19 protein-coding genes and 2 pseudogenes are annotated in these 20,819 nt (G+C 61.4%); 10 read left to right on the forward strand and 11 right to left on the reverse strand.

Annotated elements, in window-relative coordinates; all coding sequences use genetic code 11:
- Positions 1 to 339 precede the first annotated feature (339 nt).
- From C0Z16_RS19995 to C0Z16_RS20025, 7 genes and pseudogenes are all read right to left on the reverse strand, one after another.
- Positions 340 to 630: a hypothetical protein gene (locus C0Z16_RS19995; protein ID WP_102633850.1), complete on the reverse strand. Its 291-nt coding sequence runs from the start codon at positions 628 to 630 to the stop codon at positions 340 to 342.
- Between the two features lie 601 nt (positions 631 to 1,231).
- Complete coding sequence (locus C0Z16_RS20000; RefSeq protein ID WP_102633851.1) at positions 1,232 to 1,960, reverse strand: cytochrome c biogenesis CcdA family protein; 729 nt, start codon at positions 1,958 to 1,960, stop codon at positions 1,232 to 1,234.
- Entirely contained in the window at positions 1,960 to 2,346 is a 387-nt protein-coding gene (locus C0Z16_RS20005; protein WP_102633852.1) for a thioredoxin family protein, read from the reverse strand. The genes C0Z16_RS20000 and C0Z16_RS20005 overlap by 1 nt, the downstream gene beginning before the upstream one ends.
- A gap of 77 nt (positions 2,347 to 2,423) precedes the next feature.
- Positions 2,424 to 2,867 carry a GDCCVxC domain-containing (seleno)protein gene (locus C0Z16_RS39735; RefSeq protein WP_455430265.1) on the reverse strand — a complete coding sequence of 148 codons (444 nt, stop codon included), beginning with the start codon at positions 2,865 to 2,867 and terminating at the stop codon, positions 2,424 to 2,426.
- 54 nt (positions 2,868 to 2,921) lie between these two features.
- Positions 2,922 to 3,515: an HvfC/BufC N-terminal domain-containing protein gene (locus tag C0Z16_RS20015; protein ID WP_244201284.1), complete on the reverse strand. Its 594-nt coding sequence runs from the start codon at positions 3,513 to 3,515 to the stop codon at positions 2,922 to 2,924.
- 23 nt (positions 3,516 to 3,538) lie between these two features.
- Positions 3,539 to 4,099: pseudogene (locus tag C0Z16_RS20020) on the reverse strand (DUF692 domain-containing protein); the annotation flags it as partial.
- 26 nt (positions 4,100 to 4,125) lie between these two features.
- Positions 4,126 to 4,593 (reverse strand): response regulator, encoded by a 468-nt coding sequence (locus C0Z16_RS20025; protein WP_146014326.1) that lies wholly within the window; start codon positions 4,591 to 4,593, stop codon positions 4,126 to 4,128.
- An 879-nt stretch (positions 4,594 to 5,472) separates the two neighbouring features.
- On the opposite strand from C0Z16_RS20025, the gene C0Z16_RS20035 reads away from it, so the two are divergent.
- On the forward strand, positions 5,473 to 5,745 hold the full coding sequence (locus C0Z16_RS20035) for a hypothetical protein (RefSeq protein WP_102633856.1): 273 nt from the start codon (positions 5,473 to 5,475) through the stop codon (positions 5,743 to 5,745).
- 262 nt (positions 5,746 to 6,007) lie between these two features.
- Here C0Z16_RS20035 and C0Z16_RS20040 read toward each other — a convergent pair whose 3' ends face one another.
- Positions 6,008 to 6,568, reverse strand: coding sequence for a PAAR domain-containing protein (locus C0Z16_RS20040; RefSeq protein ID WP_407070681.1), 561 nt, complete (start codon positions 6,566 to 6,568; stop codon positions 6,008 to 6,010).
- A gap of 43 nt (positions 6,569 to 6,611) precedes the next feature.
- The gene (locus C0Z16_RS20045; protein ID WP_102633975.1) at positions 6,612 to 6,923 is read right to left on the reverse strand and encodes a DUF4148 domain-containing protein; all 312 of its coding nucleotides are present in this window, start codon (positions 6,921 to 6,923) and stop codon (positions 6,612 to 6,614) included.
- A gap of 419 nt (positions 6,924 to 7,342) precedes the next feature.
- Here C0Z16_RS20045 and C0Z16_RS20050 point away from each other — a divergent pair, with 419 nt between their 5' ends.
- The gene (locus C0Z16_RS20050; RefSeq protein ID WP_175130633.1) at positions 7,343 to 7,522 is read left to right on the forward strand and encodes a hypothetical protein; all 180 of its coding nucleotides are present in this window, start codon (positions 7,343 to 7,345) and stop codon (positions 7,520 to 7,522) included.
- A 46-nt stretch (positions 7,523 to 7,568) separates the two neighbouring features.
- Here the strand turns inward: C0Z16_RS20050 and C0Z16_RS20055 are convergent.
- Positions 7,569 to 7,788 (reverse strand): annotated as a pseudogene (locus C0Z16_RS20055) (hypothetical protein).
- A 734-nt stretch (positions 7,789 to 8,522) separates the two neighbouring features.
- On the opposite strand from C0Z16_RS20055, the gene C0Z16_RS20060 reads away from it, so the two are divergent.
- Positions 8,523 to 11,282 carry a UPF0182 family membrane protein gene (locus C0Z16_RS20060; protein WP_102633857.1) on the forward strand — a complete coding sequence of 920 codons (2,760 nt, stop codon included), beginning with the start codon at positions 8,523 to 8,525 and terminating at the stop codon, positions 11,280 to 11,282.
- Positions 11,283 to 11,363: 81 nt separating this feature from the next.
- Here C0Z16_RS20060 and C0Z16_RS20065 read toward each other — a convergent pair whose 3' ends face one another.
- A complete protein-coding gene (locus C0Z16_RS20065; RefSeq protein WP_102633858.1) occupies positions 11,364 to 12,140 on the reverse strand; it encodes a maleate cis-trans isomerase family protein in 777 nt (258 codons plus the stop codon).
- A gap of 312 nt (positions 12,141 to 12,452) precedes the next feature.
- On the opposite strand from C0Z16_RS20065, the gene C0Z16_RS20070 reads away from it, so the two are divergent.
- The 7 genes from C0Z16_RS20070 to fusA all read left to right on the forward strand — a co-directional run bounded on the left by C0Z16_RS20070 (position 12,453) and on the right by fusA (position 20,733).
- Entirely contained in the window at positions 12,453 to 13,655 is a 1,203-nt protein-coding gene (locus C0Z16_RS20070; RefSeq protein WP_102633859.1) for a branched-chain amino acid ABC transporter substrate-binding protein, read from the forward strand.
- A 25-nt stretch (positions 13,656 to 13,680) separates the two neighbouring features.
- Positions 13,681 to 14,580 carry a branched-chain amino acid ABC transporter permease gene (locus C0Z16_RS20075; RefSeq protein WP_102633860.1) on the forward strand — a complete coding sequence of 300 codons (900 nt, stop codon included), beginning with the start codon at positions 13,681 to 13,683 and terminating at the stop codon, positions 14,578 to 14,580.
- A gap of 3 nt (positions 14,581 to 14,583) precedes the next feature.
- The gene (locus C0Z16_RS20080; protein WP_102633861.1) at positions 14,584 to 16,392 is read left to right on the forward strand and encodes a branched-chain amino acid ABC transporter ATP-binding protein/permease; all 1,809 of its coding nucleotides are present in this window, start codon (positions 14,584 to 14,586) and stop codon (positions 16,390 to 16,392) included.
- Entirely contained in the window at positions 16,380 to 17,111 is a 732-nt protein-coding gene (locus C0Z16_RS20085; protein WP_102633862.1) for an ABC transporter ATP-binding protein, read from the forward strand. Before C0Z16_RS20080 ends, C0Z16_RS20085 begins: the two co-directional genes overlap by 13 nt.
- 57 nt (positions 17,112 to 17,168) lie before the next feature.
- Positions 17,169 to 17,642 carry a ferritin-like domain-containing protein gene (locus C0Z16_RS20090; RefSeq protein ID WP_102633863.1) on the forward strand — a complete coding sequence of 158 codons (474 nt, stop codon included), beginning with the start codon at positions 17,169 to 17,171 and terminating at the stop codon, positions 17,640 to 17,642.
- 97 nt (positions 17,643 to 17,739) lie between these two features.
- Positions 17,740 to 18,585, forward strand: coding sequence for an urea carboxylase-associated family protein (locus C0Z16_RS20095; protein ID WP_102633976.1), 846 nt, complete (start codon positions 17,740 to 17,742; stop codon positions 18,583 to 18,585).
- Between the two features lie 96 nt (positions 18,586 to 18,681).
- Positions 18,682 to 20,733, forward strand: a complete 2,052-nt coding sequence (gene fusA / locus C0Z16_RS20100) for an elongation factor G (protein WP_102633864.1) — start codon at positions 18,682 to 18,684, stop codon at positions 20,731 to 20,733.
- The last annotated feature ends 86 nt before the right edge of the window (positions 20,734 to 20,819 follow it).

The raw sequence follows: 20,819 nt of genomic DNA on the forward strand, positions 1-20,819 counted from the left end.
CTTCTCGGCGCACTTGCCATAGTCGTCGCCCTTCAGCTGTCGGGCCGCTACATGCCGCGGCACTGCGCGAATAGCGACAGCGTCGCGCCGCCCGTGCTCCTGTTCGCGCGGGTCGCTGAGAAAGCGGCTTTGTCCGAATCGTCGGGCACTGATGAGCGGGCTGACGATGCTTGTCGCGAGTGTCGTAGCTGGTGAACTCTGGGACCGCCCCCGAGCGAGTACGACGTTTTTATGCCGGGGCAGGATTCTGTATCGCCACGCTGTTCGCGCTAGCGACCCATGCAGCGATACGCAGCAGCAGAACATGACTTGGCTACTCTATGATCCACCAGTGGCAAATCAGTCGTCGTCTTCATGACGATGGTGTTCCCATCCACGGTGCCGGCCGTGGTCATGCCATCGGCGCTCGTCGCGGTAATCGCCGTCATAGCCGTATCTGTAGCCGTAACCATAGACCGGAGCAGGAGCGTAGACCACCGGGGGCGGCGCCTCGTACACGACCGGAGGTGGCGCGAGATACACCGGACCGGGAACGCCTAGGAAAACTCCGATATCCGCGTGAGCGAAAACCGCGCTGGATGCACAGGCAGTGGAAATTCCCACTGCGAGAAAAAGGGTAGCACGCTTCATGGAGTCCTCCTGTCCGGCCCCGCTCTGGCGGATGCCAGACACCGACGAACGACGCGGATTGTAGGGGCACCAAGCCGCAGCAGGTACAGCCGGATTGTCAATTCTGTAACCGGCAGTAACCGTAAACGTCCCGCCGGTTTTGGAGGCTGATTACGGCGCGCTCAGTGAGTCGCCCGAGACATGGCCGCGCTCACCGGCCTGGACCGGCGGCTGAGCCGGAGTGTTGAAGTTCCGGTGGCTACCATCCAGCATCTTGACCTGCAAACACCTCGTTGCTCGTACTTCCAGCCATAGGACCGGGCACCAGTGCGTCAATGGCTGGCGTTTGGCGCAGGCAGCCCTGCGCTTGATGCGCTCGCGGACTTGTTCTTCGTGCAGTAGCAGTAGCAGTAGCAGTCGTCGCCACCGCGACCTTAGCGTTGTGGCTCGCGCGGCCGGTCTGCGAGTGGCCGCCCACAGGGGTCCATTGCAACTGAAGCATCAGCGGGCACCGACCAGAACAGGTGCTAGGGTTTGAGGCGCCGCCGCAATCAACCACGCTATCGGGTGGCTCACACCCGTTCTCGACGACGCTGTCAGTCGCGGTCCCGAACGTTGCCGGTCACAAAGCGGTCGTTAATGCAATCAGCCACGGTGGACTTGCCGAGAGAATTGCAGTCTCGAGCGCCCTGTCCAGGCCGGTCAGGGCAAGCACGCCGAATGCAACGAACAATGCTCCAAAGATGGCCTTACCGACCCTCGCCGCCGAACCAAGTCCGCCGCGCCATCTCGCCATCGACGCTCGCGAAATCACACCCAGTATGACCAGCGGAAAGCCGGCACCAGCGCCAAACACCATCATCAACATCGCAACATCGCCAAGGCTTTGTCCCTGGGACGCGAGCGTCGTGGCCGCTCCCAATGTCGGACCCACGCAGGGTGTCCAGACGACCCCTACGAGCAGTCCAATAGCGAACTGACCGGGCACGGTGTCCCCCCTTACCTTGCTCAACCACTTCTGGCCCGCGCTGCCCAAGCGTGCGGTCGCACGGCTGAACCCGGCCTGCAAGCGGGCAGAGAGCATCACCAGTCCAAACAGAATCATCAACAGCGCGGCAACGTTGCGAAAGAGGCTTTCGTCGAAACCGAGTGATGTGCCCAGCGCCGCCAGAAAAATGCCGATGACTGAAAAGGAAGCACCCAATCCGAGCGCGAGTGCGAAGACTGCCATCCGGTGCGTCGACAACGCCGACGCAACGAGAACCGGCACCAGCGGCAGCACACAGGGGGACAACGTCGACAGCGCGCCCGCCGCGAGGCTCAGTCCGAATGTCCCCAGTCCGAAGTCCATCACAAGGCCTTTGCGAACGTATCCCTGATGTCCCGCTCGCGGGTTTGCCCTGTCGACCGGGCGACTTCGCGGCCACCTTTGAACACGACGAAGGTCGACTGCTGCGTCACCTTCATGGCGTGCTTCAGGGCGGCTTCCTTGTCGTAGTCGGCCACGAAGATAGTCACCGGCTTCATGTCCGGTTGCGCTGCAAGGCGGTCCACAATCGGCTGCTGAACCTTGCAGGTCGGGCACCAGGTCGCATGGAAGTAGACAATGACCGGCTTGCCGGCGGCGTTCAACTGGTCAAACTGCGTCTTGCTGAACGTCTGTTCGCCGCCGACAGCACCGGCTGCAGCAAAGGCAAGCGTTGCAACAAGAAAAATGCGCGCTATCGTTTTCCACATGCTCATTCTCCGGATATCAGCGGTGCACACCTGTTATTGATTTGACAGCAGAGACCATTACGCGTTTCGTCGGCAAATCAGCGGGTGCAACACGCACCCACCTGTTGCACCGGGGGGCACGCCGTCGTGCCATATGAGCAGTAAACGCAGCAATCCCCGGCCTTCGGCTTGAGAACCGTCTTGCAGCGCTCGCACTGGTAAAACCACACACAAGTATCGACGGGCATCATTTCTCGTTTGGCGTATCCGCACACGGGACAGATGATGGTCGACTCACGTTTGACTGTCTTCATCACTTCGCAAGCGCAAGGACCGTATACGGCACGCGCTCCAGCCATCCAACGACATGTAGTATGCGGCCGTTCAGCGTCGACCCGCGAAAGGCAGATTGAAATTCTCTTGTCATGTGCGCGGGCTCCCTGTTGTCGGACCGAACGTGCCGGCATCGACAAAGCAACCTGATGCCAGGAGCGACGCAAGCCACACGCGCGCGTCCCTGTGCGGCGCTTCGGCAAGCGCATCGTGCAATGCGTGTCCGGCAACCAATGCCGTTGTAAATCGCCATTGCCACTCGTCTATCTGCCTGACCTGCACACCGGTCGCGCTCCGGCAAACAGACGGAGAGTATGAGTCTTTGCAGCCAGACCGGGTCGGTGTCCAGTCTGATCCGCCAATGCACTGTCGTCGTGGGTCAGCACCGCGCGCCAGATTGCATCCACCGGAAAATCTGACTTAAGCAGTCGGACAGCAGGGCTCGACACAAAACGCACAGACTGCAACCCGTCTTCGTTCAGTCGCTCAAGGTGTCGAAGGTCGAGCGGCTTTGCGTCCGGTGCATGCAGCACCTCGTTCACGGCCCATTCGAGGCGCGCGGTGTCCCGCAGATAGTCGAGCGACGCCGCCTCTGGCATCTGTGCGAGGAAATCCGGGAATGTCGCGCCGTAGCTATCGAGTTGCGCATGCGACGGCGGGCATTGTCCGATGAACAATCGAGCCGCCCCTTCGAAGAACGCTTCCCCGACCAAGGCCTCTATGGCCGGATAGGAAAGCTGCAACGCTTTGAGCAGGGTACTGTTCACCGTATTTCGATAAATGGCGAGCCGTGCCTGGGGGGCCAGCCCTTCGGCGACTACGTATTGAGCCGCGACACCGTCAGCAAGATCGAGCATTTCACTGCGGAGCGCGTTGCAACTCAAGCAGCGTCGGCGCACATGTCGTCATTCTGCTGCTCCTCCATATACGCCTGCGCCATCGCCGCCTCCTCCATCAGGACTTCGAACGCCGGCACGTCCGTGTCCCACTCGATGAGGGTGGGAACGGAGCCGAAGCGCTGGAGAGCCTGTCGAAACAGGGTCCACACTGGCGGGGCGACGCGCGAGCCGTGGTCGTCGATGCGAATGACCTGTCCATGGTCGAGCTGCCGCACGCGATGACCGGCCAGATGAATCTCCGCAACTGCCGCTGATGGCAGAGCCTCAAGGTAATCCAACGCATTCCAGCCGTGATTGCGGGCGCTGACATAGATGTTGTTGACGTCACAGAGAATGCCGCATCCTGTGCGATGCGCGAGTTCCGCCAGGAACTCCCACTCCGGGATGGTCGAGTGGTTGAAGCGCAAATAGGTCGACGGGTTCTCTATCGAGATGCGCCGCCGCAAATACGCCTGGAGGTAGTCGACATGCGCACAGACAACTGCGAGCGCCTCTTCCGTCAGCGGTAATGGCAACAGGTCCGCAAGGTAGGTGCCACCGCTCGTGAGGAACGCGGATGTGGCGCACTTCAATCTGAGAGCAAAGACTCGAACTGTTCAAGCGATAGCGGCTTCACAAGCTGGCCATCAAAGCACGACATGTCGAAGCGCTCGCGGACGTCGTCATACGCGGTCATTGAAAAGATGCGCCGGGACGCATATTTCTCGGATGCACGGAGCCGCAGGCACAACTCGTGGCCGTTAATGTCGGGCAGTCCAATGTCGACGAGAATGAAATCGAAAGCGCCGTCACCGCCAGCTGCAACCAATGCGTCAGCACCGCAATACGCTTTCGTCACAGCGTGCCCCATCGAGCATGCGACGTCGGCCAGCAGGTCAGTTGTAGCGCTGTAGTCGTCTACCAGAAGAACTTTCATTGGAAAGTACTCCAACTTGCAGAACATGCGAGGGCCGTCGCCCCACCTTGCGATGTCATGCAGTTCTGTGCAGCGATCAACATCCACGCGGAGTACCATCGCATCCGTGCTCGCGCCCAAGGGGCTTACCCTTCCTGGAATTCGCTACAACGTCGGACGTCTCCCTCGTCGCGCGAGAGGTGGACTCAACGCGCTTGGAGCATTTTTCAGCTAAAACCTCTGCCACATAGCCAGTATTGACACTACGCTGGTGGCACGACAATCACATCGACATGGCGGCTCAGCGTGGGAGTTTGGCGTATGTTGATTGTTGCTGCGCTCAAAACAGCGCCGAAAGCGGTCGCAGTCGCGCCAAAGGGAAAGGATTCGCCTTGGTGAACCTGACCGAGCACTACCGCTAGCTTGATAAAACTGCGCTTGGCGCGATAGGTCTGTCGGACTAACTTGAGTACTTCGCCAAGCTGCGCATGCTCGTTCAGTAGCGCTCGCAGCCTCCCATAGTCCGCGCGACGTCGAACGCCTCCTCATAACGGGCATTACGCGTTCCACCTTCGGCGGCAACCAGCAGCTGGCGGTGATACAGGAGGATGGCGTCGTCCGGATGGGGTTCTTGAGCGAATGGATGCCATCGTTGCCCACAAGTGTGTCGCTACCGGGACCGCCGAAGAACGTCTTCCATGCCGTGTCGTGTTCGCGCCCAGCGAGGAACAATTTGACCCGTTCGGTCCAACCTGTCGATTTGTCAGCGACCCAGAACCGCCGATGCATGGTGAGGCGACAGTGAGTCGCGGGCGCGCAGATTTCGGCGGTCAGGGTACGAGCCGGACTGTGCCGTCGGCCTTCCAGCCTCTGGCAATTCTCTGAGGCTCACTTGCCTCGAAATATCCGGTTTCAGAAATCACAAATCCCTGGTCAACACTGCGGGCGTCGGCGGCGTTAAGGAGATGAACGGTGAAAAGCCGTCCAGTTCCCTGAACGGAAAACCTGCTGGAGCGGAACATGAAAAACACCAACGAGCAGTCCCTTCGTTGTCAGGTCGAAAAGTGGCTCGCTCCCACCATGCACGTTCATGTAACCAGATTCGGTCGCACCGCAGGGAATGGGAGACGCTATGTGTGCGTCGAAACGTCGTCACCAGCCGCAGCGCGCGCGTTGTTTTTCTTCAGGGACGATGACGGCAGCTGGAGCGTGTTCCCGCCCACTACCAACAGGCGGAAGTCGACTGCAGAGCACGCTCTGGCGCAGGTGAGCGCCGCCACCACCTTTCGATGACGGTCACGAGTTCGCCGCGCTCGATCGCGGCGCTCGGGATTCAATCTGGTTTTCGGACTGGTCCACGGCTATTGAGCCGCATTTTCGCAGCATGGGAGAAGTCCAAGGACACGTGGGTTGCCCGTGCACGGCGCGTCGGTCTCAAACGCTCGTTGCGAGCACGTCAGAAAATACGCAGGACTTCTATACATGGCTCTGGCAGCGTTGCACGTTCCCATGTCCATTTCGTACTGGGCATGACATTCGGCCTCATCCTCTTCGCTCACGCCTCGTGCAGCCAGCTGCATGACATCTTCACGACCCGTCGGGCTGCCCGCATAGGCCAGGGGCGCCGTCCGTGCCTAGCCTGTCGCGCTTGGTCCGCCGCCAGCGGTGCGGTGGCAGTTGCAACTTGCGCCGGGTACACATGGGCCGTTGCCTGCAGCGCGGCCGCGTCTGCCGGTGAGCTTTCCCTCGACACGGACATTGTGCTTTGCGAGGCGATAAGGCGAGGCAACGGATTGCACCGGCACAAACATAAGTCGTCATTCAATGCAGTCCGGCTCCCATGGGGACTTGCCTTGGGCCAGCGCGGACTGTTGCAGAGGATCTTGCCGGTGCTGGTGCAGGCGGGACACGCAACCGCATCACCTTCAAACGCGAGGGGCAAGCCATCGCATTGCATGACCAGCGAGCCTTCTGTCACCGCGCCGGCCGCTGTAGTCCTGTCGCCTTTGCGAATGTAGTAACGCTTGACCCTATGCGCCTTCCGTTTTCGTCGGACGAAATCGAATGGCACGTCGCGGAACGCGAAACGGCAAAGGGCGGCGAAAGGCCATGACACGTCGACGCCTCACGTACGTCAACGGGTCATAGGCCCCCGTTTCTCAGCGACGCTGAGCTTGCTGGCACTCGGTTTGGAACCAATAATCGACGAGGCGCTGTGCCGCTTGTAGATCATCGGGGTAGTACGGGTCGTCATACCAAGGGGACGGGTCGTAGCCAGCTTTCCTGAGCGCAGCAAGTTCGCTCTGGTGTTCAGCCATCGTTGGGGGCGCATTGGTTTTGAGCGCAGCGAGGTCGCGACATTCTGTGGGGCTTAGGTGGGGTCCATTGTATGGGATGCCGGCGGCGACACAACCGGCAAGCATAAGAGCCGCGGTGGGCAGCAGCACCCATGCTGTCCGCAGTCTGGCCATATTATCGATCCCCCGCTGCAATAGCCCCATCGCGATCACCGGCCTGTGCTGCTGCGAAGTTGCGCCGGCAGCCTCATGCCTTGAGACAGATCTCCAACGCCTCGGGAGCGGCCAGCTAGTCGTCGCCACTGCCGAGCTCGCTGTGCTTGTGTGAATGCGTTGCGCCGTGAACGATGCTGGACGTTTTCACCGTCTCGCCGGGTCTGTGTTGCTCTGCCATAGCGCCTCCTTTTCCGGAAAAACACCAGCGATCGAGCAATTTGCACGCCCGCCTGCGCGATAGCTACGGTAGCTGCTCCAGACCGTTGCCTCGCCGCGCGTCGCCTGGCGAATCGCAGTGGCAATCTGAAGTCTCCGGCGCTAAGCGGCAAAAGCCGGCGGGAGCGCCCCCGATCTTCGCCTTCAATTGGGAGACGCACGTGGCTGCCCATTCAATTGCATCGCTGTCGATCACATTCGGGGTGGATTCCATCGCGGTGCGCCTCTACTCGGCCACGGAAGCATCCGAGACCATCAGCTTCAACCTGCTAGGCCCCGATGGCTCGCGCGTCGGAACGGCCCCGTCGAAAACCGGACACGAGGTAACGCTTAAATTTTAAGAGAGTCTTCCGCCTATGTTTAAGCCTAACTCCAAACACAGTCGTACTACGCGCCATGCTCGTCGCACCACTGGATCGCCCAGCGCTGCGCCGCTTCGAAAGCATCCGCGTCAGAAGGATAGTCGCCCAGGTCGCCCGAATACTTCACCTCGACGGCATCGCCACCCGCCGATGCGCGCCGGTAGATCTTCGCGCGCCCGAAGTAGCGCCCCCCCTTCATCGAGCGGCGACGCGTCGATATAGAACTCCTTGTAGTCGAACTGCATGGCTGTCTCCAAAAGATTGCTCTACTCGTCGTCGCTCTGGACAAGCTTCGGGCGCCCCGTCGCGTCTCGACCTGTGTCTACCAGATTGTTCCGGTAGTCACAGGCCGGACAGAGGAAAAAGAATCCTTGTTCATCGAGTTCCTGTTCGACCTGTCCAAAGTCGAACGACACATTGCAGTTTCGACAGGTCCACATAGCGACCTCCGTCGGTGTCCTGGAGAAATCCTAGCATGACATATCCGCTTTACATCGTGGCCGGCACGGGCCGAAATCATTTGATTTCACGACGCGATAGCAGCAAGAATCATCGAAACGACGTGCTGAACGACATCGGGTCGTTTGCCGTATTCCGGAGTTGAGTGCGAATCGCAAGCCGGCAAAGTATCCGGCTTTGTGATGATGGGACACGGCGCTCCTCACGCCGTGCATTAAAAGCCATGGCGGCCTATCGCACGTACGCAAACGGGCGAAACACGTGAGCGTCCTCACTGCGATGCGGGGTGACGAACGCATCTCGCCTACCTTCGCCGATGCCCCATCTCACACGGACTACAATAATTCAACTGATCTGAACCCGCCTCATTCGGGCTCGCGTCCCGCAGGTCGCAGAGCGGCTAGCCGCGGGTCATCAACGCTGCGTTGACAACGGTTCAGCCACGCTCGCGGCAGGCCCGCGGTGCGCAATTGATCCGATCGTAGCAGGGCATGTGCGACGGGCCAATCAAGGAGGGACTATGCGCTCGGAGGTGCAGTCCGGCGTGCGCCTAAGACGTTATGCGATCACGGCGATGGCCGTGATCGCCAGCCTGATTGTCGTCGGACGCATCACCGGCATCCTGGGCGACTGGCTGTGGTTCGATTCGATCGGCTATAGCGGCGTTTTCCGGACAATCCTTTCGGCCAGGGCGCTGCTGTTTACCATCGTGTTCGCAGTCTCGGCGGGCGCGATATGGCTGTCGGGGATCGTCGCGCATCGTTACGCGAGGGGTGTCGATACCTCGCGAGCAGGAGCAGCCAGTCAGTCGGATACCACGGAAACCACCGGCGATCTGTCCGAACTGGTCGCGCCTCGCGTTCGCTGGCGCCTTAGTATCGCCTGCGCCGCGGTCATCGTAGGGCTGCTTCTCGCTGCCACCGAAATCTCGAGCTGGGACATCGCGCTTCGCTTCGTTTATCAGGTACCTTATGGCGAGCACGATCCGATCTTCGGCAAGGACATCAGTTTCTATCTCTTTTCGCTACCCGCGTACGTCACGCTCAAGAACTGGCTGCTGCGAGTGGTCTTCTGCAGCGTGATCGTGGCAGGTGCCGTCTACGGGCTGCGCGGCGATATCGCACTGGAGCGGCCACCACGGAGTCTCTCGCCGGCCGCGGCCACTCATGGTTCGGCACTGCTCGGTTTGTTCTTTGCCGTAAAGGCCTGGTCCTGGTGGCTCGACCGCTTTCTGCTGCTCTATGGCGACAACGGCGTCGTGGTCGGCGCCGGCTATACCGATGTCCACATCAGGTTACCGGTCCTGTGGATGCTCGTGGGCCTTGCCACAGCCTCAGCCGTCGCCCTCTGGGTCAACATGCGCTGGCGGAGCTATCGGCTGCCCGCCGCCCTGGCGCTGCTCGTATTCGGCAGTTCGTTTGGGTTCGCCGTGATCTATCCGGCGCTGTTTCAGCGCTTCTATGTCAAACCAAGCGAACTGCGACTGGAAACACCTTATATCAAGCACAATATCGCGCTGACGCGACAAGCTTACGGCCTCGCGCAGATTGCGGTCCAACCGTTCGACGCCGGGCAGGGACTGACTCTCGACTCGCTGCAGGCCAATCGCGCGACCATCGACAACATCCGGCTATGGGATGTGCAGCCGCTGATGGATACGTACGCACAGTTGCAGGAGATCAGGACTTACTACAAATTTCTCTCGGTGGACATCGATCGCTATCAGCTTGACACCGGTTACCGGCAGGTGATGCTGTCAGCGCGCGAACTGGACCCTGCGATGCTTCCGGCCAACGCTCAAACCTGGGTGAACCTGCATCTTATCTTCACCCACGGCAACGGCGTCGTGATGTCGCCGGTCACCGAGAAGTCCATCGAGGGCTTACCCTCCCTCTATCTGTACGATATTCCGCCTGTCGCCACCGGCGGCCCGGCCATTCACGAACCGCGGCTCTATTTCGGTGAAGGCGGCCAGGACTACATCATCGTGAAAGCCAGCGTAGCCGAATTCGACTATCCCAAGAGAAAGGACAATATCTACACCACGTACAGCGGGCGCGACGGCGTCGCCATCGGCAGCGCGGCGCGACGCAGTCTCTTTGCCTGGCAGTTCGACGATCCCAACATCCTGCTGAGCGGCTATATCACGGACGAGAGCCGCATCCTTTTTCACCGTAATATTCAGGACCGCGTGCGCACGATCGCGCCGTTCCTTACTCTCGACCATGACCCCTATGTCGTCGCAAGCAAGGGGCAGCTGTTCTGGGTGCAGGACGCCTACACCGTCAGCCGGTGGTTTCCTTACGCCCAGCCGGGTTTCGGCGACGGCGCCAATTACATCCGCAACTCGGTCAAGGTTGTGGTCGACGCGTACAACGGCACAGTCGACTTCTACGTCAGCGATCCGGCCGATCCGCTCCTGCGCACATACGAGCGCATCTTCCCGGGTTTATTCAAGCCTTTTGACGCGATGCCCGCCGACCTTCGGCAGCATGTCCGCTACCCCGAAGATCTGTTCCTGACCCAGGCGCAACTCTACCGAACCTATCATATGGATGCGCCGGAGGTCTTCTACAACCGCGAGGACCTGTGGCAGTTTCCGCGGGAACTGGGCGCTATGGATGGCGGCAGCGCCGCCATCACGATGCCGCCGTACTACACGATCATGCGACTCCCCGGCGACGCACGCGCCGAGTTCGTCCTCATGCTGCCGATGGTGCCAAGCCAGCGTGAGAACATGATCGCCTGGCTCGCGGCGCGTTGCGATCCATCCGAGTACGGCAAGCTTATCGTCTATACGTTCCCGAAGGACAAGCTGGTCTATGGACCGTTTCAGATCGAAGCGCGCATTCAGCAGAATACCGGGATCTCGCAGCAGATCTCGCTGTGGAACCAGATGGGCTCACGCGTCATTCGCGGTCATCTTGTGGTTGTGCCGATCGAGAACTCGATCCTCTACGTCTCCCCGCTGTATTTGCGCGCGGCGTCCGGTCAGTTGCCCGAGTTAAAGCGGGTGATCGCCGCCTATGGCGACCGTGTGGTAATGGAGGAAACGTTGGATGAAGCCCTGGCGGCGCTTTTCAAGGAGACCACGCGAGCGGGAGCGGCATCGCCGGCCCGAGGCACGGTGGACGCGCGCGCCCGCGAGGCACTGGCCCACTATGACCGCGCCATCGAGCGACTGAAGGCGGGAGACTGGACCGGCTTCGGCACGGAACTGGATGCTCTGCGGCCGTTACTCGAAGCGCTCGGTGCTGGCCGTTCCAAGGACCAGAAATGACCTGGGTGAAATCCAACGGGGCGTCTATTCAACCCGCCACGCTGTCGCCACACCTCGCGGCGTCGCGTTTAACGTACAACATCACAGCGCAAACAGTTGCCCAAGATGAGGCTCACAATCTCTCACACCGGCAAGTCGCAACGCGTGCCAGGCCATCGCGTAGTTGCTCGATATCACCGGCTTGCTGATTGCCGCCTCAAGCTCAGGAATCAACGCGGCAATGCGCAGACTCGTGCACGATACGAAAATTGCATCGACGTCATGATTGCGGGCAAGTCGCTCAACGCCAGTTCGCAACGACGCCGCGTCAATCCGCGCCACTTCGTTATCGTTCGCATGCTCGAACGACGCCATGCGCGTAATGCCCTGACCACGCGACTCGATATAGTCGCGCATGTAATCGTTGATCGAACGCACGTAGGGCGTAAGCAGTGCCGCGCGCTGAACGCCTAGTGCACGAAGCGCTGCCAGCGCTGCGGTGATCGGCGTAGTACACGCGACACCCGGGCGCGCTTCGTGAATCCGTGCGAACACCTTTTCCTCCCCGATCACCATCGACGCGGACGTGCAGCCAAACGCCACCACATCGATGCGCTCGGCCGGACGAATCAGCTCGACCGCAGGTGCAATGCGGTCCTCCATCTCCGCCAGCCGTTCGGGCGTGATCTCCGCTGAGTTGTACACACGGCTTTCATAGAACGCAACGCCGTCCTGCGTCAACAAGCCCCGCCACTCATGCTCGATCGTATGATCGGTAGCAAGCACCACGAGGCCGATGGCGGCACGCCTGCAGATACCGTCGTCCAGCGTGAAGTCGAGCGTCGTATACGGGTCACCCTGCTGTGCAATCGCACTCATTTCAGTGTCATCCTGTCATGCAGCGTTCGAGTTCGCGGGTGCCTCCGGTCACTGCCCTTTAAAGGTAGAGGATTGCCTGCACGTTTTGTGTAACGGCTTATACGCAAATACCCTATACCGTCCCAACGCACACCGCCTCCTATCATGAAAGAAGCGCTTTCGTGCCAGCACGCACGCGGGCGAAAACCAGCAGTCAGTCTATTGACCTTGCAGGTAATCACTCGCAGGTGCCACGTCCGTCCGTTTTCTGATGTCACCTATAAATCCGTGTGGCGGCTCGCCCGATCCCTTTCACAATAAGGAGTGACCCACATGAATGCTCAGAAGAATGGCTGCCCTGGTGCAGATCGGGGCGTGCGGCACATGCCAATCAGGGCTATCACGGCCGCTCTCGCCCTGCTTGTCGGCTTGGCTCCCGGTTCTGTCCAAAGCCAGGGCACCACCATCAAGATCGGCGTACCCGTCCCGTTGTCGGGCAGCAGTGCCAACGCCGGCACGGACATCGTCAATGGCGCGAAGCTCGCCGCCGCCAGAATCAACGCGGCCGGGGGCGTGCTTGGCAAGCAGATCGAGCTGGTGCCAGAGGACGACGCCTGCGATGCGCAGACAGCGGTGCAGGCGGCACAGAAACTCGTCGATGCGGGCGTTGTCGCGGTAGCGGGCGGCTATTGCTCAAGCGCAGCGCTGCCGGAATCGACAACCTTTCATCGTGCGGGAATTCCCTACGTGCTGGATGCGTCGACCAATCCTCAACTGACTGAGATGGGGTACGACAACGTGTTCCGCACGATCGGCCGTGACGACCAGCAGGGCCCGTTCGCCGCAAGCTTCATGAAAGACGTCCTGCACGCGAAACGCGCGGCGGTGATCGACGACAACACGACCTACTCCAAGGGCCTCGCTCAGAACACCGTGGAAGCTCTGAAGAAGAACGGCGTCGATGTCGTTTACGCCAACTCGATCACGCCCGGTCAGATGGACTACTCACCAACGCTGACGCGGGTCGCCTCGCTGAAGCCGGACGTGATCTACTACACAGGCTATTTCTCCGAAGCCGGCTTGATGGTGAAGGAGGCGCGGCAACTGGGCCTGAAAATGACCCTGATGGGCGGCGACGCCACCAACGATCCGACGCTGATGAAGACGGCCGGCCCCGCCGCCGACGGCATGATCATCACGACGGCGCCACTCGCGCAGTTCCTGAGCGGTGCGCACAGCTACGTCGATGACTATACGAAGGCTTACGGACAAGGGCCAGGACCGTACTCGGTGTACGAATACGACGCCGTCGGGGTCACGGCGAAAGCGATCGCGGACGCAAAATCGGTGCAGCCCTCCGCGATCACCGCCGCTCTACACAAGATGTCGGGCTACCCGGGTGCGACCGGGACGATCGGCTTCAATGCGAAGGGAGACCGAAACAAGGCCGTGTACATCACCATCATCGTGCATAACGACAAGTTCGAGCCCTACCGGAGGCAGGATGCGGAAGGACACTGGGCAGCGATGAAGTAGGCGCTGGCGCACGCTACGCTCAGTCATGAGCGACTTCTTCCAGTTCGTCGTCGAAGGGCTGACGACCGGCTCGTTCTACGCCCTCGTCGCCCTCGGCTACACGATGGTGTATGGGATCATCCGGCTGATCAACTTCGCTCATGGCGACCTGTTCATGGTCGGCGCGTTCATCGGCTGGACCGGTTTGATGGTGCTTGCCGCCGCGCACCTGCCGCTCTCCCTGGCGCTGCTGATTGCCTTTCTGGCCTCGATGGCGGTCACGGGTGCTCTCGGCCTCGCGATCGAGCGGCTGGCGTATCAGCCACTGCTGCGCGCGCCGCGGCTGTCTATTCTGATCACGGCACTGGGTGTCTCGCTGGCGCTGCAAAATGGGGTGCTGCTGATCTACGGCCCGGGTTTTCGCACCTATCCACATGTGCTGAGCCAGGCTGGATTTGAGATCCACGGCGTGCAGATCACTTTCGCGCAGATCGGCATTGTCACGGCGAGTCTGGCGCTGATGCTGGCACTGTATTTCTTCGTTCATCACACTTTCCTTGGCACCGCGATGCGCGCGCTGGCGATCGATCAGGACGCCGCGCGTCTGATGGGCATCGACGTCGAGCGCCTGATCCAGTTGACCTTCCTGCTGGGTTCGGTACTGGCCGCCGTGGCGGGCGTCATGGAGGGGTTGTACTACACGCAGATCAATTTCTTCATGGGCTTCGTGCTAGGCCTGCGTGCGTTCACCGCCGCCGTGCTGGGCGGCATCGGCAACATTCCGGGCGCGATGGCGGGCGGCATCCTGATCGGCTTGCTCGAAGCCTTCGGCGCGGGCTATGTCTCGTCGCAATGGACCGACGTGTTCGTCTTCGGCGTGCTGATCGGCGTACTCGTGATCAAGCCGACGGGGCTGTTCGGCGAACGCGTCGTCGAGAGAATGTGATCCATGAGCGCCCGGGAAGCTTCCGCGCGTTGGGCCCCGCCTGCCGGCGTCGCGCTGCTTGCAGCCGCCGTCGCGCTGCCCGCGGTCGCCAGCAACTATCTGATCAATGTCGGCCTGACCATCGTCACCTATTCGATCCTGGGTCTCGGGCTGAACATCGTGGTCGGTTATGCCGGACTGCTCGATCTGGGCTATGCGGCCTTCTTCGCGATCGGCGCATATACGACGGCGCTGCTGGAAACCTTGCTGCACTTCTCGTTCTGGGAAACGCTACCGTTCAGTCTTGCGTTCGCCGGGGTGTCGGGCATCGTCATCGGCTACCCTACCCTGCGCCTGCGCAGCGACTATCTGGCGATCGTCACGCTGGGGTTCGGCGAAATCACGCGCATCGTCGCCACCAATCTCGACATCACGGGCGGACCGAACGGCATTTTCGGTATCGCCAGCCCCAGCCTGTTCGGTTTCGAAATCAGTTCGCCGCTGGCGCTCTACGAACTGGGCATGGCGTTCCTCGTGCTGGTGCTCGTATTCGCCATACGGCTCGGCCAGTCGCGGCTGGGCCGCGCCTGGACCAGCATCCGCGAGGACGAGGCGGCCGCCGAGGCCGTCGGCGTGCCGACGCTGCGCGTCAAGCTGCTCGCCTACGTCATAGGCGCATTGATCGGCGGGCTGGGGGGCAGCCTGTTCGCCGCCCGCTTCGGCACCATCGACCCGACTGGCTTCACCTATCTGCAGTCCGTCACGATCCTGATCGTGGTCGTGCTCGGCGGCCGGGGGAGCATTCCCGGCGTGATTCTCGGGGCCATCATCGTCGCCGGCCTTCCGGAAATGCTACGTTTTCTCAACCTCTGGCGCATCTTCGCTTTCGCGATCGGGCTCGTGATTCTGATGTTGCTGCGGCCGCAAGGGCTTTGGCCAGCACCGCTGCGCCGGGTCGCGCCGGCGCGCAAGGGCGCTGGCGCCGATCAAGCTCCTGCGCCCAGCCACGCTGTCACCGAGGAAATCGTGCTGGAGGTGCGCGAGATGCAACGTCGCTTCGGTGGCGTGCTGGCAGTCGGCGGTGTCAGCTTCATGGTGCGCAGCGGGGAGATCGTGAGCCTGATCGGTCCGAACGGCGCCGGCAAGACAACTGTTTTCAACTGCCTTACCGGCGTGATCCGCCCGACCGGCGGCCAGATCGTCTGGTGTCGGGAACTGCTCGCCGGTGGGACACCTCATCGCATCGTCCATCAAGGCATGGCGCGGACCTTCCAGGGCATCCGTCTGTTCGCCCACATGACGGCCTTCGAAAACGTCTTGATCGGCATGGATCATCGGCTCCGCACACCGCTCGCAGCCGAGCTTTTAGCGTTGCCGTCCGCGCGTGCCGATGCCGCAGATCATTCGACCGAGGGCCTGCGCTGGCTCGCCTTCGTCGGTCTCGCGGGCCGGGCTGGCGAACGCGCCGCCGATCTGCCCTACGGCGACCAACGCAGGCTGGAGATCGCCCGCGCGCTCGCCAGCAACCCTCGCCTGCTGCTACTGGACGAGCCTGCAGCGGGCATGAACCCGACCGAGAAACGCGCGCTGATGGAACTGATCCGGCGGATCCGGAACCATGGCGTCACGGTGCTGCTGATCGAACATGACATGATGCTGGTCATGGGCGTATCGGACCGGGTCATTGTGATGGACCACGGCGTCATCATTGCCGAGGGTCAGCCCACCGCAATCCAGGCGGACCCGCGTGTGATCGATGCCTATCTCGGCGCAGCCGGGAAAGACGAGGCGGCCGACGATACTGCCGGGGAGAAATCGCTGTGGGACTCCTAGAAATCCGCGATTTACATGTTAGCTATGGGAACGTTGAAGTTCTGCACGGCATATCGCTAGACCTCGCGCAGGGCGAGATCGTCGCCTTGCTCGGCAGCAATGGCGCGGGGAAAACGACCACACTGCGGGCGATTTCCGGACTGATCCGTCCGCGGGCAGGCGAGATCGTCATGGATGGGCAACGCCTGACGGGATTGCGCGCACACCAGATCGTGGCGCTGGGTCTAGGGCATGTGCCGGAGGGGCGGCGCATGTTCGGAGCACTAACGGTGGAGGAAAATATGCAACTCGGCGGCTATCTGATCCGGCGTGACGGTGCGGCGCTGCAACAGCGAAGGGAGCAGCTCTATGAGACATTCCCGCGGCTTGGCGAGCGACGCGGCCAGCTGGCAGGCACACTCAGCGGCGGCGAACAACAGATGCTGGCGATTGCCCGTGCCCTGATGCTGCGCCCGCGCATCGTCGTACTGGACGAACCGTCGATGGGACTCGCGCCGAAGCTGGTCCGTGCGATATTCGGCATGATTGCCGACATCTGCCGCGAAGGCACCTCGATTCTGCTCGTCGAACAGAACGCCCGCCAGGCGCTGCGCATCGCTCAGCGGGCCTACGTGCTGGAAAGCGGGCGCATTGCGCTTGCAGGGTCCGCCCACGATCTGGCTCAGGATAACCGGGTCCGCGCTGCCTATCTCGGCGGCAGTGCTGTCGCGGCCGAGTAACTCGCCAATCGATTCAATCAGCTTGCTTGAAACGGTTACTACGCAATGGAGGAAAACATGTCAGAGGTCGAAAAGGAAAAGGTCGTTGCAGTGCTGAACCGGATTCTGGAGTCGGAACTGGCCGGTGTGGTTCGTTATACTCATTATTCATTCCTGGTATTTGGATTCGGCCGCATTCCCATTGTGGCGTGGCTGCGGCAACAGGCCGACGAATCGCTTGCGCACGCTCAGCAGGCCGGCGAATGGATCACTACCCTGGATGCCTACCCGTCTCTGGCGATCGGTCCGCTTCTCGACTCGCACATCTTCGACATTGCGTCCATTTTGCGTGAATCGCTCGAAGCCGAGAAAGTCGCTCTCGACCTGTACCGGGAGCTGTTGGCGCTGACGGAAGATCGTTCAGTCGCGCTGGAAGAATATGCACGCCAGATGATCCTGGTCGAAGAACTTCACGCCGGCGAGGTGGACAAGATGCTGCGTCGCCCCGGAACGATGACGACACCGCCTGAGCGCGGCACGGCGCCGGCCTGAGTTCTCGAACTGACCGGATATTTTCTGCCGTTCGATCTGTCGCTTGACGACGGTCGTCGGCAAGCAGGAAAGCCTGTTTTCCAAGGAGGCATCCATCATGCTGAATTACCCTGCTGCCTATCAATCCACAAAAGGCTCCGCGCTCGACGTCGACAAAACTTTCTATGAGCGCATCGCTTCACTGCAAGATACCCGCACGCTGGTTGAATCGATCGTCGTGCCGATCCGCTCGGGGCGAGCATGGACCGTGCCGGCCGGCCACGTGTTTCGCATTGTCACCATCGAAGGCCCACAGGTTGCCGACCTGAACATATGGAACCGGCACAACCCGCGCGAGCGCATGTGGGCATCGCGTACGCGCCAGTTGCAGCAGGCGCACGTCAGCACGTTCGATCGCCTGTGGTCGACGCTGCCGTTCCTGCGGCCAATGGTGACCATCACCGATGACAGCCTTGCAGCCTACGGCGTCGACGAGCACGGCGGCCGGGTCCACGATCTGCTCGGCACCCGCTGCGACCCGTATGTGAACCGCATGCTGACCGGCGAGGATTTTCATTTCCACTGCCACTCCAACCTGACACGCGCCATCGCCCCCTATGGGTTGACTGAGTACGACGTGCACGACGTACTGAACGTGTTCCAATGCACCGGCCTGAATCTCGAAGACAAGTACTTCATGAAGGCCTGCCCGGCAAAGAAAGGCGACTACCTCGAATTCTTCGCGGAGATAGACTTGCTATGCGCGCTGTCGACCTGTCCGGGCGGCGATCTGTCAGTGCCAATGTGGGGTCCCGACGCGCGCGATCCGCTGGAGGTGTGCCGGCCGCTTGGCGTCGAGATCTGGCAACTCGCGCCACAGATGCTGGATGGGTGGACGCCGCCGGCCGTGGCCGCCTACAAGGGGCAGCACGGGATGGTGCTGGATCAGCCGCAATGGAAGTGAGACTGCTGCATCCCGAATCGTACGATTACCCCGCGTGACACGCAGGCTGATTTTCACGAATAATGGCCCCACACCCGTTACTGCGCGAGGGCGAACATGCGTTATAGCCCCGATGCCATCCGCACCATTGCCCTGGTCGGGCATGCTGGAAGCGGCAAGACCTCGCTTGCCGAAGCGCTGCTGCACCATGGCGGCGCGCTCCACGCGCCCGGCAGCGTGGAGCGCGGGACTACCGTCTGCGATTTCGAGCCGCTCGAACGCAAATACCACCACTCGCTAAACTCGGCCGTCGTTCACCTGCACTACAGGGATACCCGCATCTATCTGCTCGATACGCCCGGCTATCCAGACTTTTCCGGGCCGTCGATCAGCGCCTTGCCCGCTGTCGAGACTGCTGCCATCGTCATCAATGCGCAGACCGGCATTGAAATGACCACCCGGCGCATGATGGCCCGGGCGGGTGAACGTAAGCTTTGCAGAATGATCATCGTGAACGGCATCGATGGAGAAAAGGTCGACCTGCCGGGGTTACTGGCTCAAATACAGCAGAACTTCGGCACGCAATGCCTGCCCATCAACCTGCCGGCGCAGGGTGGCCGTCAAGTGGTGGATTGCTTTTTCAACCCTGCCGGCGAGGCCGACTTCCTGGCCGTGGAAGCAGCGCACAATGCGCTGGTCGATCAGGTAATCGAGATCGACCCGGCCTTGATGGAGCTTTACCTGGAGCAAGGCGAGGCCATCCACCCCGAGCAGTTGCACGAACCCTTCGAGCGGGCGCTGCGCGAAGGTCATCTGGTACCCATCTGCTTCACGTCGGCGGTCAACGGCACCGGCATCGCAGAGCTGCTCGACCTGTTCGTCCGGCTCCTGCCGAATCCCATGGAAGGCAACCCGCCACTCTTTTACCGTGATACCGGCGGTCGCCGGGAAATCGTGCGCGCGGAGCCCGACGCCGACAAGCACGTGTTGGCCCACACCTTCAAGATCTCGATAGACCCTTACATCGGCAAGCTGGCCGTGTTTCGCATCTACCAGGGCACGATCGTGCGCGATAGCCAGCTCTATATCGGCGACAGACGGCAGCCGTTCCGGGTCGCCCATTTATTGATGTTGCAGGGCAAGGAGCACGTGGATGTCCTGCGTGCCGGACCCGGCGATATTTGCGCCGTGGCCAAGGTCGACGAGATCGGCCTCGATGCCGTGCTGCATGACGCCCCCGAGGACGGCAACATCCACCTGGTCCCGCCGGACTTGCCTATGCCCATTTACGGCTTGGCGATCGAGCCGGCGCGCCGCGGCAACGAGCAGCGTCTCTGGGAAATTCTGCAGAGGCTGACCGCGGAAGACCCGTGTCTGCGCATCGAACACCAGGCCGGCACCAACGAGACCGTGGTGCGCGGTCTCGGCGAGTTGCACCTGCGCTACATGCTGGAGCGGCTGTCAGACCAGTTCAAGCTCGAAGTCGTGACGCGGCCGCCGAAAATTGCCTATTGCGAAACCATCGGCGGCTGCGCCGAGGGGCACTGCCGCCACAAGAAGCAAACCGGCGGCGCGGGACAGTTCGGTGAAGTTATGCTGCGCGTCGAGCCGCTGCCGCGAGGCGCGGGGTTCGAGTTCGTCGACGCCGTCAGGGGCGGCGCCATCCCCGGTCAGTTCATGCCCGCTGTGGAAAAGGGCGTTCTCCAGGCCATCGAGAGCGGGCCGCTTGCCGGCGTCCCGATGCAGGACGTGCGAGTCACTGTCTTCGACGGCAAAAGCCATTCGGTCGACTCGAAGGAGGTGGCATTCGTCACCGCCGGGCGCAAAGCCTTCATCGATGCGGTGCTCAAAGCGCAGCCAGTTGTGCTCGAACCTATCGTGGACATCGAGGTGACGACGCCAGAACCCGCGATGGGCGACATCATCAGCGATCTGTCTTCGCGGCGCGGCCAGGTTCATGGCGCTCGCACCGTCGCCGGGGATGCCGTGGTCGTCGCCGGGCAAGTGCCGCTTGCCGAACTCAACGACTATCAGTCGCGTCTGAACGCCATCGCTGGCGGACACGGCAACTACAGTATTCAATTCAGTCACTACGCCCCGGTGCCCCCTGCGCAGCAGGAATCGATGGCGGCGCAGCACAAAAACCGCAGCGACGCAGCGACGCCATGAATGACTCACCGCACGACGAAAAATCGGCAGGCGAGGCACGTGTCCGGCAAGCGGGTGGACGGCTCGCCCCGGGCAAGCGGCAAGAC

The organism is Paraburkholderia rhynchosiae (assembly GCF_002879865.1).
GTDB lineage: Bacteria > Pseudomonadota > Gammaproteobacteria > Burkholderiales > Burkholderiaceae > Paraburkholderia > Paraburkholderia rhynchosiae.

Excerpts from the sequence above, each read along its gene's own strand:
- C0Z16_RS19995 (WP_102633850.1), bottom strand. The coding sequence starts at position 630 with ATGAAGCGTGCTACCCTTTTTCTCGCAGTGGGAATTTCCACTGCCTGT.
- C0Z16_RS20095 (WP_102633976.1), top strand. The coding sequence starts at position 17,740 with ATGCTGAATTACCCTGCTGCCTATCAATCCACAAAAGGCTCCGCGCTC.
- C0Z16_RS20015 (WP_244201284.1), bottom strand. The coding sequence starts at position 3,515 with ATGCTCGATCTTGCTGACGGTGTCGCGGCTCAATACGTAGTCGCCGAA.
- C0Z16_RS20070 (WP_102633859.1), top strand. The coding sequence starts at position 12,453 with ATGAATGCTCAGAAGAATGGCTGCCCTGGTGCAGATCGGGGCGTGCGG.
- C0Z16_RS20005 (WP_102633852.1), bottom strand. The coding sequence starts at position 2,346 with ATGTGGAAAACGATAGCGCGCATTTTTCTTGTTGCAACGCTTGCCTTT.
- C0Z16_RS20060 (WP_102633857.1), top strand. The coding sequence starts at position 8,523 with ATGCGCTCGGAGGTGCAGTCCGGCGTGCGCCTAAGACGTTATGCGATC.
- C0Z16_RS20035 (WP_102633856.1), top strand. The coding sequence starts at position 5,473 with ATGAAAAACACCAACGAGCAGTCCCTTCGTTGTCAGGTCGAAAAGTGG.
- C0Z16_RS20045 (WP_102633975.1), bottom strand. The coding sequence starts at position 6,923 with ATGGCCAGACTGCGGACAGCATGGGTGCTGCTGCCCACCGCGGCTCTT.
- C0Z16_RS20075 (WP_102633860.1), top strand. The coding sequence starts at position 13,681 with ATGAGCGACTTCTTCCAGTTCGTCGTCGAAGGGCTGACGACCGGCTCG.
- C0Z16_RS20080 (WP_102633861.1), top strand. The coding sequence starts at position 14,584 with ATGAGCGCCCGGGAAGCTTCCGCGCGTTGGGCCCCGCCTGCCGGCGTC.
- fusA (WP_102633864.1), top strand. The coding sequence starts at position 18,682 with ATGCGTTATAGCCCCGATGCCATCCGCACCATTGCCCTGGTCGGGCAT.
- C0Z16_RS20090 (WP_102633863.1), top strand. The coding sequence starts at position 17,169 with ATGTCAGAGGTCGAAAAGGAAAAGGTCGTTGCAGTGCTGAACCGGATT.
- C0Z16_RS20000 (WP_102633851.1), bottom strand. The coding sequence starts at position 1,960 with ATGGACTTCGGACTGGGGACATTCGGACTGAGCCTCGCGGCGGGCGCG.
- C0Z16_RS20065 (WP_102633858.1), bottom strand. The coding sequence starts at position 12,140 with ATGAGTGCGATTGCACAGCAGGGTGACCCGTATACGACGCTCGACTTC.
- C0Z16_RS39735 (WP_455430265.1), bottom strand. The coding sequence starts at position 2,867 with ATGCGCTTGCCGAAGCGCCGCACAGGGACGCGCGCGTGTGGCTTGCGT.